The sequence below is a fragment of the Stenotrophomonas sp. GQ19 genome (assembly GCF_059758695.1).
The window spans coordinates 1-15,047 of record NZ_JCAXES010000002.1; the positions used below are offsets into that span (position 1 = coordinate 1).

Annotated in this window: 10 protein-coding genes; 4 read left to right on the forward strand and 6 right to left on the reverse strand. The window is 68.6% G+C overall.

Translation table 11 applies throughout. From position 1 onward, the window contains the following. Positions 1-56: 56 nt before the first annotated feature. A complete protein-coding gene (locus tag AC6CHL_RS04165; RefSeq protein WP_038687123.1) occupies positions 57-434 on the reverse strand; it encodes a DUF4870 domain-containing protein in 378 nt (125 codons plus the stop codon). Between the two features lie 78 nt (positions 435-512). Continuing rightward, positions 513-1,880, reverse strand: a complete 1,368-nt coding sequence (pmbA, locus tag AC6CHL_RS04170; protein WP_038687121.1) for a metalloprotease PmbA — start codon at positions 1,878-1,880, stop codon at positions 513-515. A 69-nt stretch (positions 1,881-1,949) separates the two neighbouring features. Between pmbA and yjgA the strand changes: the two genes are divergently transcribed. Further along, a complete protein-coding gene (gene yjgA / locus AC6CHL_RS04175) occupies positions 1,950-2,567 on the forward strand; it encodes a ribosome biogenesis factor YjgA (protein WP_038687119.1) in 618 nt (205 codons plus the stop codon). An 83-nt stretch (positions 2,568-2,650) separates the two neighbouring features. Here yjgA and tldD read toward each other — a convergent pair whose 3' ends face one another. From tldD to AC6CHL_RS04195, 4 genes are read right to left on the reverse strand one after another with little or no spacing between them, the layout of a single operon-like run. Beyond that, entirely contained in the window at positions 2,651-4,096 is a 1,446-nt protein-coding gene (tldD, locus tag AC6CHL_RS04180; protein WP_498293507.1) for a metalloprotease TldD, read from the reverse strand. Between the two features lie 54 nt (positions 4,097-4,150). Then, complete coding sequence (locus AC6CHL_RS04185; RefSeq protein WP_498293508.1) at positions 4,151-8,029, reverse strand: YhdP family protein; 3,879 nt, start codon at positions 8,027-8,029, stop codon at positions 4,151-4,153. Positions 8,030-8,074: 45 nt separating this feature from the next. Then, positions 8,075-9,562 carry a ribonuclease G gene (gene rng / locus AC6CHL_RS04190; RefSeq protein ID WP_038687114.1) on the reverse strand — a complete coding sequence of 496 codons (1,488 nt, stop codon included), beginning with the start codon at positions 9,560-9,562 and terminating at the stop codon, positions 8,075-8,077. Further along, positions 9,555-10,163: a Maf-like protein gene (locus AC6CHL_RS04195; protein WP_498293510.1), complete on the reverse strand. Its 609-nt coding sequence runs from the start codon at positions 10,161-10,163 to the stop codon at positions 9,555-9,557. The genes rng and AC6CHL_RS04195 overlap by 8 nt, the downstream gene beginning before the upstream one ends. Positions 10,164-10,294: 131 nt before the next feature. Here AC6CHL_RS04195 and AC6CHL_RS04200 point away from each other — a divergent pair, with 131 nt between their 5' ends. The 3 genes from AC6CHL_RS04200 to AC6CHL_RS04210 all read left to right on the forward strand — a co-directional run bounded on the left by AC6CHL_RS04200 (position 10,295) and on the right by AC6CHL_RS04210 (position 14,902). Then, complete coding sequence (locus AC6CHL_RS04200; RefSeq protein ID WP_038691947.1) at positions 10,295-11,029, forward strand: SIMPL domain-containing protein; 735 nt, start codon at positions 10,295-10,297, stop codon at positions 11,027-11,029. A gap of 220 nt (positions 11,030-11,249) precedes the next feature. Continuing rightward, positions 11,250-11,909 carry an energy transducer TonB gene (locus AC6CHL_RS04205; protein WP_498293512.1) on the forward strand — a complete coding sequence of 220 codons (660 nt, stop codon included), beginning with the start codon at positions 11,250-11,252 and terminating at the stop codon, positions 11,907-11,909. Positions 11,910-12,103: 194 nt separating this feature from the next. Further along, positions 12,104-14,902 (forward strand): TonB-dependent receptor, encoded by a 2,799-nt coding sequence (locus AC6CHL_RS04210; RefSeq protein WP_498293514.1) that lies wholly within the window; start codon positions 12,104-12,106, stop codon positions 14,900-14,902. The last annotated feature ends 145 nt before the right edge of the window (positions 14,903-15,047 follow it).

Genomic DNA, 15,047 nt, shown 5'->3' on the forward strand with positions numbered 1-15,047 from the left:
CACCCAAAAAAACGCCCGGCAGTGCCGGGCGTTTTTTGTTTCCACTGCGGGACTGATTACTTGATCAGGCGCAGGGTGAACGGGTAGCGGTACGCTTCGCCGTTGTTCGCCTTCACCGCGGCGATGATGCAGAAGACCAGGTTCAGGATGCCGACCAGCGGGGCCAGCAGGCCGCCGATGATCACGATCATCAGCACGAACGAAATCAGCATCGCGATGGTGATGGTGATCTGGAAGTTCAGCGCTTCCTTGGCCTGGTCGGTCACGAACGACTTGCTGCTGTCATCCTTGTTGATCATCCAGATGATCAGCGGGCCGATGAACCAGGTGAAGATGCCCAGGATGTGGGCCACCAGCGCCATGGTGCGCTGATCGGCCGGCGCGGTGCCGGTCGGGGCCGGCGGCGGGGCGGTGACGTTGTCGAATTCGCTCACGGTGAAACTCCTTGTTCGGTGTGTGTAGGTATTGCGCGACAGGCTCCCCGCCTGCCAGAGCAGCCGGGATAGGATACGTCAATCGTTGCCTGCTACGGTCATCCGCCCGACCAGGATCGAACCGACCTGCACGTGCGAGCGACGGTCCACGTCACTGCCCACGGCCTCGATGCTCGCGAACATGTCCTTGAGGTTGCCGGCAATGGTGACGCCATCGACCGGATAGCTGATTTCGCCGTTCTCCACGCGGAAGCCACCGGCACCGCGCGAGTAGTCGCCGGTCACCCCGTTGACGCCCTGGCCCATCAGCTCGGTGACCAGCAGGCCCTCGCCCATCTGCCGGGCGATGGAGGCCAGGTCGCCGGCATTGGCCGCCACCTTCAGGTTGTGCACGCCGCCGGCATTGCCGGTGGTGGTCAGGCCCAGCTTGCGCGCCGAGTAACTGCCCAGGATGTAGCGCTGCAGCACGCCGTCGGTGATCAACGCCGCGTTGCGGGTGGCCACGCCATCACCGTCGAACGCCGACGAACGCAGCCCGCGGCGCAGCAACGGCAGCTCCTCCACCTGGAACCAGTCCGGGAACAGGCGGGTGCCGACGCTATCGAGCAGGAAGCTGGCCCGCCGGTACAGCGCGCCGCCGGATACCGCGCCAAGCAGGCTGCCGATCAACGAGCGCGCCACCTCCGGCGAATACAGCACCGGCATCTGCGCGGTCGCCATCGAGCGCGGCTGCAGCCGGGCCACGGTGCGTTCGGCGGCACGGCGGCCGATCGCGGCGGCCGATTCCAGGTCTTCACGGGCCAGCGCGCTGCTGTACCAGCCATCGCGCTGCATGCCGTCGCCCTGCCCGGCGATCAGCGCGCAGCCCACCGAGTGGTGGCTGCTGCGCTCGCGGCCGATGAAACCATGTGAATTGGCGTACACCGACAGGCTCTGCGAGGTGGCGGCCGAGGCGCCATCGGAGTTGCTGATGCGGCCATCGGCCTCGCGCCCGGCCGCTTCACAGGCCAGGGCCAGGTCCAGCGCCTCGTCGGCGCCCAGGTCCCAGGGGTGCCAGCCGTCCAGATCGGGGAACGCGCGCGCCATCAGGGCGGCCTCGGCCAGCCCGGCCGCGGCGTCGTCCTCGGTGTGCCGGGCAATGGCGCAGGCTTGGGCCACGGTCGATTCCAGGCTGGCGTCCTGCAGGTCGGCGGTGCTGGCGCTGCCCTTGCGCTGGCCGAAGTAGACGGTCACCGCAATGCCGCGGTCACGGGTGGATTCCACCGTTTCCACCTCGCCCAGGCGCACATTCACGTCCAGGCCGCGCTCGTCGCTGCAGCTGACCTCGGCCTGGCTGGCGCCCATGGCTTTGGCCCGTTCCAGCAGGCGTTGGGAGATGTCGGCCAGCTGCTCCAGGCGCTGCAGGCTGTCGTCGGCCGGGGAGACTTCAGGGGAGATCACGTTCAATGCTTTATCCTGTACGGGTGAGTGCCTGGCGCAACGCGGGGCACAGTTTACGGATGTGGAAATAAGACGATGCGCGGACGCGACGAAGATACCGGTGAATTCCTAGACATCAGCCGTAGCCAGAACCGCCGGGACGCCCTGGACGTGCTGGCGCTCGGCGAGAAGCTGGTCGCGCTGACCCCGGCCCAGCTGGCCCGGGTGCCGGTGCCCGAAGACCTGCTGCCGCATATCGCCGAGGCCAAGCGCATCACCGCGCACATCGCCCACAAGCGCCAGCTGGCGTTCCTGGCCAAGCACATGCGCCGCGAGGACGATGCCGCGCTGGATGCCATCCGCGATGCGCTGGATGCCAACAGCGAAACCTCGCGCCGTGAAGTGGCCACCATGCACCGCGTGGAAGACTGGCGCGAGCGCCTGTTGAAGGACGGCGACAAGGCGCTGGGCGCGCTGCTGGACGAATACCCGCATGCCGACCGCCAGCAGCTGCGCACGCTGGTGCGCAACGCCCAGGCCGAGAAGGCCAAGAACAAGCCGCCGCGCGCCTACCGCGAGATCTACCAGCTGCTGCGGACGCTGCTGCTGCCGGCCGCGCTGGGCCTGGATGCGGCCAACCTGACCTCGGCCGACGACCTGGATGACCAGGACGACCGGCACGACCAGGACGGCGACGACACCGCCGAAGACTGAGCCCGGCTGCCCACGCGGCGGCGCCAGCCCAGGGCTGGCCCCCGCGGGGCGCTCGAACCGGCAGCACGGGCGCATTGCCTGGCTCAGGCCTGGGTGCCGCCCACGGTGATGCCATCGATCAGCAGCGACGGCTGGCCCACGCCTACCGGCACGCTCTGGCCATCCTTGCCGCAGATCCCCACGCCCTCGTCCAGGGCCAGGTCGTTGCCGATCATGCGGACCTTCTGCATGGTTTCCGGCCCGTTGCCGATCAGCGTGGCGCCCTTCACCGGCGCGGTCACCTTGCCGTCCTCGATCAGGTAGGCCTCGGTGGCCGAGAACACGTATTTACCGCTGGTGATGTCGACCTGGCCGCCGCCGAAATTGACCGCGTACAGGCCCTTCTTCACCGAGCGGATCATTTCTTCCGGATCGTGCTGGCCGGCGCGCATGTAGGTGTTGGTCATGCGCGGCATGGTCATGTGCGCGAACGATTCACGGCGGCCGTTGCCGGTCGGGGCCACGCCCATCAGGCGCGCGTTGAGCGAATCCTGCATGTAGCCGACCAGGATGCCGTCCTCGATCAGCGTGGTGCACTGGGTGGGATGGCCCTCGTCGTCGATGTTGAGCGAACCGCGGCGCCCGTCCAGGGTGCCGTCATCGACGATGGTCACGCCCGGGGCCGCCACGCGCTCGCCCACGCGGCCGGCATAGACGCTGGTGCCCTTGCGGTTGAAGTCGCCTTCCAGGCCGTGGCCCACCGCCTCGTGCAGCAGCACGCCGGGCCAGCCCGGGCCGAGCACCACGGCCATCACCCCGGCCGGGGCCGGGATCGCCTCCAGGTTCACCAGCGCCTGGCGCAGCGCTTCGCGGGCAAACCGCTCGGGGCGGTCGTCGGCGAACAGTTCGGCATAGCTGTAACGGCCACCGCCGCCGGAATAGCCGGACTCGCGGCGCCCGTGCTGCTCCACGATCACCTGCACGTTCAGCCGCACCAGCGGCCGGATGTCGGCCGCCAGCACGCCGTCGCTGCGCGCGATCAGCACCGTGTCCACGCCGCCGGACAGGCTCACCATCACCTGCTGCACGCGCGGGTCGGCGGCGCGCAGGTACCGGTCCAGGCGCTTGAGCACCTCGACCTTGGCTTCGTTGCCCATGCCGTCGATCGGGTCCAGCGCCGGGTACAGCGCGCGGCCGTTGCCACGCACCAGCGAGCGCGCCTGCTGCGCCCCGCCTTCGCGTGAGATCGCACGGGCCGACTGCGCCGCCGCCAGCAGCGCGTCGCGGTGGATGTCGTCGGAGTAGGCAAAGCCGGTCTTTTCGCCGGCGATGGCGCGCACGCCGACGCCCTGCTCGATCGAATGGGCACCGTCCTTGACGATGCCGTCCTCCACGCTCCAGCTTTCGCGCCGGGCGTGCTGGAAATACAGATCGCCAAAATCGATGCCCGGGCCCAGCAGGGTGCCGAAGGTACGTTCCAGTCCACCGGCATCGAGCCCGGCGGGCAGCAGCAGGCGGTCGTTTGCAAGGGTAAGTGCGTTATCGGTCATGTCATCTATCTGAGGGCGCGGGCCACGTTCGCAACCCGGGCGCGGGAAAGGAGGTCAGCGTACCGGGGGCGGCAACGCAGCGGGAGCCGCACGGGGCGGCGGGGCATCGTCACGGTCGATCACCTCGACCTTGGGTTCGGCCCAGGGGCCGGTGACCCGGTAGGTCTTGGCCCCGATCGCCCCCAGCGGCTTGCCCAGCACCGCATTGGCCGCCGCACCCACGGCGGCGCCCACCGGGCCGCCAGCGACCGCGCCGACCACGGTCAGCAGGTTGCCGGCACGCGGGTTGACGTCGATGGTCTGGTCGAACTGCTGGCGGCGCAGGTCGGTCTGGCCGCGGATGCTGATGTTGGCCGCCGGGCCTTCGATCAGCACCTTGTCGGTGGTGGCCATGCCGTTGGCGAACTCGAGCGCGCCCTCGACCTGGTTGAAGGCAAAGCCCTTGGAGAAGAAGTCACGGAAATCGAACATCAACCGGCGCGGCAGCTGGGTCACGCTGAGCAGGCCCAGCACACGCCCGGCGCCGGGCTCCAGCTCCAGCAACTGGCCGTTGCGCGCGTGGACCTGCATCTGCCCCTGCAGCGCGCCCAGCTGGAAGTCCGACGGACCGCCCTGCCAGCCGGCGTCCAGGCTGAGCTGGCCCTGGCCGCCGCGCAGCTGGCCGCCGTAGTCCAGGTTCTGCATCAGGCCGCCCAGGTCCTCGCTTTTCACGTCGACATTGACCTGGGTGCGCGCAGCAGCGCCCATGCCCAGCCAGCGGCCCTGGATGTCGATGGCCTGCTTGGGCGCGCGGAACTGCAGTTGGTCCACGCTCAGGCCGTTGCCGAACGGGCGCGTGCGCAGCACCGCCTGGCCCAGCTTGGCCTTGCCGAACTGCAGGTCCTCGATGTCCAGCGCCAGCGGCGGAATCTTCGCCGGGTTGGTGTCGTTGGCACTGGCCTGGACCCGGGCCGGCAGGGTGGCATCGGGCGGCAGCAGGATCGGCGCGCCATCGGAGGGCACCTTGGCCGGGGTCGGCAGCGACTGCCAATGCACGCGGCTGAGCTTGCCGACGATGGTGCCGCCCTCGGCATTGGGCACGCTCAGGGTGCCCGCCAGCGAGGGGCCGTCCAGGCGCACTTCCACCGTGGACGGCGTAGGCCGCAGCTGCAGGCGGGTCTGCGCGAACACGCCCCCGGCCAGCAGCAGCTGCCCGACCTGCACATCCACCTGGCGCAACGGCATGGCGTCCTTGCCGTCACCGCCATCGGGCGTGCGCGCCAGGCCGATCCATTCCAGGGCATCCAGCGACCCGCTGCGGCCATTGACCGCCAGCCCACTGGCCGGCGGGTCGCGGTCGACCCGGTCGCTGCCCAGCGTCACCTGCACGCCGGTCTGGTTGTTGTGGGTGCGAGCGGCCAGGGCCAGACGCTGGCCAAAGGCCACGTCCACCCGGCCGCTGCCCATCGGCAGCTGGGCGTTGACCGTGGTTGCCAGCGGCACGCCCGGGTCCTTGTCCAGCGGCGCCGGCAGGTCCAGGCGGGTGCCGACCAGGTCCGACCGCAGGGTCAGCAGGGTCGGCGGCTCGGTCTTCGCGCCGGCGGCCACCTTGGGCAGGGTCACCCCGATCGTCCAGCGCGCGTTGCCGGCGATGTAGGGCTTGAGCCAGTTCAACTCGGGCGCGCGGTCCAGCAATGCACCGGCATCCAGCGACGCGGTGAGTTCGGATTCGAAGGCCTGCTGCGGGTCGCGCACGAAGCCCCCGGCGCGCAGGCTGAGCAGCCCGTCCTGGCCCAGGTGGCGCACGTTGAGCCCTTCGGCGCCGAAGCCATCGCGGCTGTAGCGGGCCTGGCCCCGCATGCCGTCGAAGGCCAGCGCGAAGCGTTTTTCGGTCAGTGCCACGCCCTGCAGGTCTACCGTGCCCAGCATGTGGCCCGGCCCCTGGTCGGGATGCAGCGGCTGCAGCAGGTCATAGCTGACCTTGGCCGGGCCCTTGGCGGTGAGATTGTCCAGGGTCTCGGCATAGGTGGCGTGCAGCGGGCTCTGCTTGAGCATCGCCAGCAGGGCACCGGTCTCGGTCTGGGTGGTGGCCTTCACGTACAGCGGGGTTTCGCCGAAATCCACGATACCGGCATCGAAATGGTTCACCGCCACGCCGGCCAGGTCGCCGCCGCCGTGCAGTTCAAAGCCGGGCCCGATGAAGGCGATGTCGGCGTCCACCTTGCCCATGGCCGGCCAGTCATGCTGGAAGCGGATGGTGCCGTTGCTGATATGCCCGGTGGCCTCGAAGCGACCGTTGTTGCGATCGAACGGCCAGTCGTCGAGGTCGCCGCTGACCAGGCCCACGCCGTTGCGGACCTGCCCGGCCACCAGCGCGGCATCCAGCCAGTCGGTGGCCCCCTTGCTCATCCTGGAGTGGATCCAGAAGCGCTTGGCCACGGTCATCGGCACGTCGTCGATGCGCGCGGCCAGTTGCAGCCACGGCCGGGTGCCGTCCCCCTGGAACCAGACACTGCCGCGCACGTCGGCGGCGTAGTCGGTGCCCTGCACGCGCAGCGCCGGGGTGCCGAACCGCCAGCCGCCGGCTTCGTCGCGCCAGCCCACCAGCTGCCCGGCCAGGCGCACGTCGTGGCGCTGGCCGAAGCCGGTGGGCCAGTCGAAGTGCATCACCCGGTACGGTTGCAGGTCCAGTTGGAAACCGTCGGCGTCGGCGCTGAAGCGCCCGCCCACGCCACTCAGCCCGGGCGCATGCCCGGACGGTGCAAAGCCGACGTCGGCCAGTTCGCCCTGGATCGACACCGGGCCGCCGCGTTCGGCGGCGACCCGCACCTGGGTCATGCGCGCATGCGGCGCGGCGTGCTGCAGCCACTCACGCAGACCTGGTTCGATGCGATCGCTGAGCGCCAGCCCGCGCAGCAGCGCGGTGGCATCGATGTTGTCGCCGGCCAGGGCCATGTGCTGGCCACCGGCCAGCAGCAGGCCGTCCAGGCGCTGCACCTCGCTGCTGCCGGCCAGGCCGATGCGCAGCTGCGGCGCGTCGGCGCGCCAGCCGCCGGTCACCCAGCGCCAGCGCGCGCGCAGCTGCAGGGTATCCAGCGCCAGCTGCGGGCGTTTGCCATCGGCCAGCGGGGCGCCGCGCAGCCGCAGATCCTGCAGGTCGGCGTCGGCGGTGACCATCACCGGGCGGTGGTCGCGCAGGTCGACCCAGGCATTGAGCTCCCCGGTGCCTTGCTGCAGCGATACCCCGGCGAACTGGAGCAGGTGCGACCAGGCGCGGAAATCGGCCGGGTCGGCCGACAACCAGGCCTGGCCATCACCGTGGCGGCGGTCGAAGTCCAGCACGGCCGTCAGCGGCTGGCCGTTGAGGTCGGCCCACGCGCGCGCGCCCACGCGCAGGCGTTGGCCATTCACGCGCAGGCGTAGGTCGATGCGCGGCAGCTCGGCCTGCAGGTTCAACGAGGGCGCATCCACCCGCAGCCGACCGCCGATCACCTGCAGCTCGCCGAGGCGACGCAGTGCCTCGAGCGGGTCGCCGCTGCCGGCCTGCGGTAGCCCGCGCACCGACCAGCGGCCATCGTCGGCCCGCTGCAGCACCAGGGCCAGGCCGCGCAGGCGCAGTTCGGTCAGCGAGTGGCCCGGCAGCAGCCCGGCATACATCGACACCAGCACCTCGGCCTCGCCGATGGCGATGCCCTGCCCTTCGCCGATGCGCAGGCCCTTCAGTTCCAGCAGGGGCCCGCGGCGGGTCCAGGCCGTATCCAGATGATCGAAGCGCACCGGCTGCCCGGCACGCGCGCTCAACCAGGCCGCCACCTTGTCGGGGTGGCGCTCGGCGAACGGCAACACTTGACTGACGGTGCCCACCAACACCGCCACGCACACCAACACGATCGCCAATGCATACACGGCATGGCGGCGAATCCTTCGCAGTCGCAGTCGGAGCGGCGTGCTCATCGCAATGCGAAGGCACCGGCGCGCACGCGCGCCAGTGGGCGGGAATCAGAGCAACACAACATCGAACTGCTCCTGCAGGTACTGCTCGTCGGCCTGGAAGCGGATCGACTTGCCAAGGAATTCCTCCAGCTCGGCCACGGCCGTGGATTCCTCATCGGTGATGCGCGCCACCACCTTGGACGAGGCGATCACCAGCAGGCGGGCCGCATCGAACTGGCGCACCGCGCGGGTGATTTCGCGGAAGATCTCATAGGTGACTGTTTCGGCGGTCTTGATCGACCCGCGCCCGCTGCACTCCGGGCACGGCTCGGACAGCTGCCGCTCCAGGCTTTCCACGGTGCGCTTGCGGGTCATTTCGACCAGGCCCAGCGGCGAGAAATCGTAGACGGTGGTCTTGGCGTGGTCGCGCGCCAGGGCTTTTTCCAGGGTGCGCAGCACCTGGCGCCGATGCTCGGCGTCATCCATGTCGATGAAGTCGATGATGATGATGCCGCCCAGGTTGCGCAGCCGCAGCTGGCGGGCCACCGCCTGCGCCGCTTCCAGATTCGTGCGGAACACCGTCTCTTCCAGGTTGCGCTGGCCCAGGAACGACCCGGTGTTGACGTCGATGGTGGTCATCGCCTCGGTCTGGTCGATCACCAGGTAGCCACCGGACTTGAGCGGCACCTGCTTGTCCAGCGCGCGGCCGATCTCGTCCTCCACCCCGAACATGTCGAAGATGGGCCGGTCACCGCTGTACAGCTCGATCTTCTCGGCCAGCACCGGCATGTACTTGGCCACGAACGCCTGCAGCTGGGTGAAGGTTTCCTTGGAGTCCACCTTCACCTTGTCCACGTCCTTGCGGATCAGGTCACGCACCGAGCGCAGTGGCAGGCTGAGGTCTTCGTAGATCACGCTGAGCGGAGCGGCATCGCGGCCGCGCCGCTCCACCACGTTCCAGACCCGCGACAGGTAGGCCACGTCCTCGGCGATGGCTTCGGCCGGCTGGCCTTCGGCGTTGGTGCGCACGATGTAGCCGTAGCCCCCGTGCTGGGCCGACAGTTCGGTGACCAGCGACTTCAGGCGTGCGCGCTCGGCCTCGTCCTCGATCCGCGCCGAGACCCCGACCACCTTGGACTGCGGCAGCAGCACCATGTAGCGCGAGGGAATGCTGATCTGGGTGGTCAGGCGCGCGCCCTTGGTCCCGATCGGGTCCTTGACCACCTGCACCACGATGTCCTGGCCGTCGCGCAGCAGCTCCACGATCGGCACCGACGACGGCGGCGGCAGCGTGGTGCCCTCGGTATCCGGGCTGGCCACCGGGGCCGGGCGGATCACATCGTTGGCGTGCAGGAACGCGGCGCGCTCCAGGCCCACTTCGACGAAGGCCGCCTGCATGCCCGGCATCACCCGCTGCACCTTGCCCTTGTAGATGTTGCCCACCACGCCGCGGCGCCAGCCACGTTCGATGTGCAGTTCCTGCAGCATGCCGTTCTCGATGACGGCCACGCGGGTTTCGCGCGGGGTGACATTGACCAGGATTTCTTCAGACATGGGCGACACCCTCCGTTGGCGTGGTGAAAGCAGCGGGCGAAACGCCAAACGCCTGCAGCAACTGCTCGGTCTGTTGCAGGGGCAATCCCATCACACCCGAATAGCTTCCCGCCAGATGGCGGATGTAACGTTCGGCGCCGCCCTGGATGGCGTACGCCCCGGCCTTGCCCATGGGCTCGCCGCTGGCCACGTAGGCCGCGATGGCGGCCTCGTCGATCTCGATGAAGCTCACCTCCGACACCACCAGCACACCGTCTTGGCGGCCGTGGGCCACGACGGCCACCGCGGTCATCACCTGGTGGGTGCGCCCGGACAGGGCGCGCAGCATGGCGGCGGCGTCTTCGGCGTCGACCGGCTTGCCGAACACCCGCCCGTCCAGCACCACTTCGGTGTCCGAGCCGATCACCACCGCCTCGGCATCGGCGGCCACCAGGGCCAGCCCGGCCAGCGCCTTGTCGGCGGCCACGCGCTGCACATAGCCAAGCGCCGACTCATCGGCGGCACGGACTTCAGGCACCTCAAGGTCCAGCGCACGGAACGGTCGGTCCAGGCGCGTCAACAGTTGGGTACGTCGGGGGGAACGGGAGGCAAGATAAAGCATCGCGGAAGCATAACCTGCGGCCCGTGTCTGAATCGAAAGCAACCGCACCCAATCGCCCCTCAACCCCGGAAAAGCTCACGGAGCGTTCATCGCCCCGACACCAACCTCAACGCCTTCACAAGGAGATGTACATGCGCCGCCCATCCCTGTCCCCGCTGCTGCTCGCCCTGTCCCTTGCCCTGGGAACCTCGATGACCGCCCACGCCCAGACCTCGCCCGCCGTTGCCGTCGCCGCCGACAGCACCCTGCTCAACATCTCGGCCAACGCCGAAGCCAAGCGCGTGCCGGACGTGGCCACGCTGTCGGCCGGTGTGGTCACCCAGGCCGTCGATGGCAATACCGCGATGCGCCAGAACGCCGAGCAGATGGTCAAGGTGCTGGCCGCGATCAAGGCCGCCGGCATTGCCGAACGTGACGTACAGACCAGCGGGGTCAACCTCAACCCGCAGTACCGCTATGTGGACAACGAGCCGCCGAAGATCACCGGCTACCAGGCCAGCAACACGGTCAGCCTGAAGGTGCGCGACATCGCCAAGCTGGGCAAGGTGCTGGACGCGCTGGCCGCCCAGGGCGCCAACCAGATCAATGGCCCGCAGTTCGAGATCGACCAGCCCGAACCGGTGTATGACGAAGCCCGCCTGGCCGCGCTGAAGAAGGCCCAAGCCCGCGCCGAGACCTACGCCAAGTCGCTGGGCCTGCGCGTGCGCCGCATCGTGAGCATCTCCGAGAACGGCGGCGGCAACTTCCGCCCGGTGATGATGCGTGCGGCCGCCGCGCCGATGGCCGCCGATGTGTCCACCCCGGTGTCGCCGGGCGAGTCGTCGGTGTCGGTGAACCTGGACGTGGTGTTCGACCTGGGTCGGTAACGGCCAGCGGTCCATGACGTGACGGCGCCTGCGGGCGCCGTCATGCGTTCCGGGCCCGGTTCCTGAGCGCCAGCCAAACACCCACATGCCCCCTGACTTCCGGGCCGCGCCCCGCTCCGGTATTGCTGTCATTGCGCGGCCCCGCCTTCTGCGTCCTGCAACCCCACCGGCCGCGCCCGCACGTTTGATGTTCCCGCACATCTGGCAAGGAGAGTGGAGCATGGTCCGTACCCAACCCCGCGTAGTGCCGCTGCAGATCGACGTTTCCCGCGTGCTCGGCTGGAGCACCGCCCTGGCCCTGCATGTGCTGGCGCTGATGCTGCTGCTGATCCCGGCAGCGTATGTGGCCGCGCCCCTGCCACGTGAACGCATGCAGATACGGATGGTGGTACCGCCGGAGCCCACCCCGCCGGTCCCGGTGCCGATCAAGCCGGACGTCCCCACCCTGGTGCAGCCGCGCACCGTGCCCAAGCCGCAGGTGGCCCCGCTGCCGCCGCCGACCGCCAACGCCGACGATGCCTTGGCGGTGGCGCCGCTGCCGGCCAGTGAACCCCAGTCCCCGGTCCTGGCCCCCAGCGTGCCGGGGCCGGCTGCCGGTGGTGCCGGGGCGCAGCTGCAGTACCGCAGCGCGCCGCCGCCGGCCTACCCGATCGCCGCCATCCGCAACCATGAGCAGGGCACGGTGCTGCTGCGGGTGCGGGTGGAGGCCGATGGCCGGGCCTCCAGCGTGGTGATCGAGCGCAGCAGTGGCTCGCGGGCGCTGGACAACGCCGCCCGCCAGCAGGTGCTGCGCCAGTGGCGGTTCGTGCCGGCCATGGTGGACGGCCAGCAGGTGCCGGCCGATGGCCTGGTGCCGGTCAGCTTCACCCTGCCGGACTGAGGCCGCAGTGACGTAATAGGCGCGGGGGACCGGCCACGGCCTCCCCGCGCCTTTGGTCGCCGACAGACGGCGACCCGAATTAAGCAATTTTTCACGACTTCGTCACCCTCCGGAAACCTAGATTGTCGCCGTCGTCACTCATTTTCAGTGCCGATCCATCGTCATTGTTGGTTTTCCCAGTCAGGAGAGAAGCTGTGAAACACCCGGTCCAACGGCTCAACAGCAGCCGCAATAGCCTCGCCCAATCCATTTCCACCGTACTCACCAGCAGCACCCTGTTGCTGGTCGGAGCGCTGGCATCCTCTTCTGCGTTCGCGCAGGAACAGGCCACCAACCTTGACCGGATCACCGTCACCGGGTCCAACATCCCGCGTACGAACACCGAAACCCCCTCGCCCGTCCAGGTGATCACCCGCCAGGAGATCGACCGCACCGGCAAGACCACGGTCGCCGAATACCTGCAGACCCTGACCGCCGACGGCTCCGGCTCGATTCCCAAGACCTTCGGCAACGGCTTCGCTGGCGGCGGCGCCGGCATCTCGCTGCGTGGCCTCGGCGCCGGCTCGACGCTGGTGCTGTTGAACGGCCGCCGCATGGCGACCTATGGCCTGGCCGATGACGGCCAGAAGGTCTTCACCGACCTGAGCACCATTCCGCTGGATGCGGTTGAGCGTATCGACGTCCTCAAGGACGGCGCCTCGGCCATCTATGGTTCGGACGCGATCGCCGGCGTGGTCAACATCATCCTGCGCAGCGACTTCCAGGGCGCCATCCTGCGTGGCTCCTACGGCACCTCCGGCGATGGCGACGGCAATGCCAAGAAGGCCACGTTGACCGCCGGTACCGGCGACCTCAACAGCGATGGCTGGAATGCGTTCTTCAGCCTGGACGTGGGCAAGACCGACGCGATCAAGATCAGCGACCGCAAGAACCGCAAGTGGATCGGCACCGGCGACACCCGCCCGTGGGGCTACGCGGCTACCGACGCCCAGTTCCTCGGCGGCGCCTTCCTCAACGGCGGCACCGGCGGCGGCACGGGCCCGAACGGCTCGGTGTTCGACGCCACCGGCCACCTGGTCGCGTTGCCGGGCTGCGCCGGCCTGACCACCATCCCGGGCCAGACCGATGCCACCGCACAGGCACAGGGCTGCCTGTGGGATCCGAACCAGCAGTACCGTGACCTGACCCCGGAAGAGAAGTACGTGAACGTGTTCGGCCGCGCCAGCTTCGCCTTCGGCGAAGGCGGCGAGGTGTACACCGAAATCGGCTACTCCAAGAAAGACACCACCTTCACCAACACCCCGTCGGGCGTGTCGGGCGGTTGGGGCTATCCCGGCGGCCCGGTCAACGCCAACAGCGGCGCTGGCGCCACCGTGCTGGGCCCGGGCCACCCGGACCTGCCGCCGGCACTGTCGGCCACCGGCGCACGCCTGCGCTACTCGGCGTGGGACGTGGGCCCGCGCGTGACCAACAACACCAACGAGTTCAATCGTTTCCTGGTCGGCGTGAAGGGCAACTGGGGCGAGTGGAGCTATGACACCGCGTACCTGCATTCGGGTACCGACTTGACCAACAAGCGCACCGGCTTCCTGCGTTACAGCGCCGTGCGTTGCGCGCTGGGCAATGCGGCCTGCCCGGGTGGCGTCTGGCGCATCGGTGACAATGCCGGTCTGAACTCGCAGGCGCTGTACGACTACATCTCGCCGGACATCAGTGCTCGCGCCAAGTCCAGCCTGGACATGTTCGACTTCACCGTGTCGCGCAGCCTGATGGACCTCAAGGGCGGCCCGCTGGGCCTGGCGTTGGGTACCGAGTGGCGCAAGACCAGCAACAGCCTGACCCCGCAGACCTACACCGACCAGGGTGACATCATCGGCCTGGGTTACTCGGCCTATGACGGCACGCAGAACGTGTACGCCGGCTACGCCGAACTGTCCGCACCGGTGCTGGAGCAGTTGGAACTGAGCGCCGCGCTGCGCTATGACAAGTACGAAAGCGGTGAAGGCAAAGCCACGCCGAAGCTGGGCGTGAAGTGGAGCCCGGTTGACTGGCTGGCGCTGCGTGCCAGCTACGCCGAAGGCTTCCGCGCCCCGAACCCGGCCGAAAACGGTGACGGTGGCCTGGCCGCCTTCTCCAACGCGGTCGATCCGGTCCGCTGCGGCATCACCGGCGCAACCGCCGATTGCCAGGCCCGCCAGGTGGCGATCATCACCCGTCCGAACCCGGACCTGAAGCCGGAAGAGTCCAAGAGCTACTCGGTCGGCATCGTGATGCAGCCCACCTCGACCACCTCGCTGACGGTGGATGCATGGGAGATCAAGCGCACCAACGAAATCGCCCCGGGCGACACCGACGATGCGATCGCCGCGGGCAATGTGCTGCGTGACAGCAACAACCTCAATGGCGTGCCCAACAGCGGCACGATCCTTGCGGTCAACACCGACTACGTCAACGCCACCTCGTCGCGGGTGCGCGGCATCGACACCGATATCCGCCAGACCTTCGATATCGGCCCGGGCCAGCTGGAGATGGATCTGCAGTGGAGCCATGTGCTCAAGTTCGAGCGCACCAGCGGCACCACCACCGATGACTACGCGGGCACGCACGGCAACTGCGACGTGACCAACTGCATCGGCACGCCGAAGGACCGTATCAACTTCGGCACCACCTGGAAGCAGGGCATGTGGAGTGTGAGCGGCGTGGCCAACTACATCTCCAAGATGGACAACATCGACAAGCGCGGTGGTTCCTACCAGGCCTTCTACGCCGACGAGACGCCGGTGACGAAGATCTCCTCGTTCACCACCTTCGACCTGTCCGGCCGTTGGAACGTCACCGAAGCCTTCGAGCTGAACGCCTCGGTGCAGAACGTGTTCGACCGTATTGCGCCGCTGGATCCGACGACCTACGGCGCGGTCAACTACAACCCGCTGCACTTCAGCGGTGCAATCGGCCGTTACTTCACCGTGGGGGCCAAGTACACCTTCAACTGATGTAACGCATGTGGGGAACGAAAAGCCCGGGCAGTGCCCGGGCTTTTTGTTGGCGGCGGCGTGGGCGTTGGTTTCGATCATTGCCGCGTTGCGCGCGATGCCCCCCGGATGGCGGGCAAAAAAAAGCCTCGCATCGCTGCGAGGC

Bases quoted from the DNA above. Each gene is read 5' to 3' on its own strand.
- AC6CHL_RS04195 (WP_498293510.1), bottom strand. From the start codon at position 10,163: ATGCTTTATCTTGCCTCCCGTTCCCCCCGACGTACCCAACTGTTGACG.
- rng (WP_038687114.1), bottom strand. From the start codon at position 9,562: ATGTCTGAAGAAATCCTGGTCAATGTCACCCCGCGCGAAACCCGCGTG.
- tldD (WP_498293507.1), bottom strand. From the start codon at position 4,096: ATGACCGATAACGCACTTACCCTTGCAAACGACCGCCTGCTGCTGCCC.
- yjgA (WP_038687119.1), top strand. From the start codon at position 1,950: ATGCGCGGACGCGACGAAGATACCGGTGAATTCCTAGACATCAGCCGT.
- AC6CHL_RS04200 (WP_038691947.1), top strand. From the start codon at position 10,295: ATGCGCCGCCCATCCCTGTCCCCGCTGCTGCTCGCCCTGTCCCTTGCC.
- AC6CHL_RS04185 (WP_498293508.1), bottom strand. From the start codon at position 8,029: ATGAGCACGCCGCTCCGACTGCGACTGCGAAGGATTCGCCGCCATGCC.
- AC6CHL_RS04205 (WP_498293512.1), top strand. From the start codon at position 11,250: ATGGTCCGTACCCAACCCCGCGTAGTGCCGCTGCAGATCGACGTTTCC.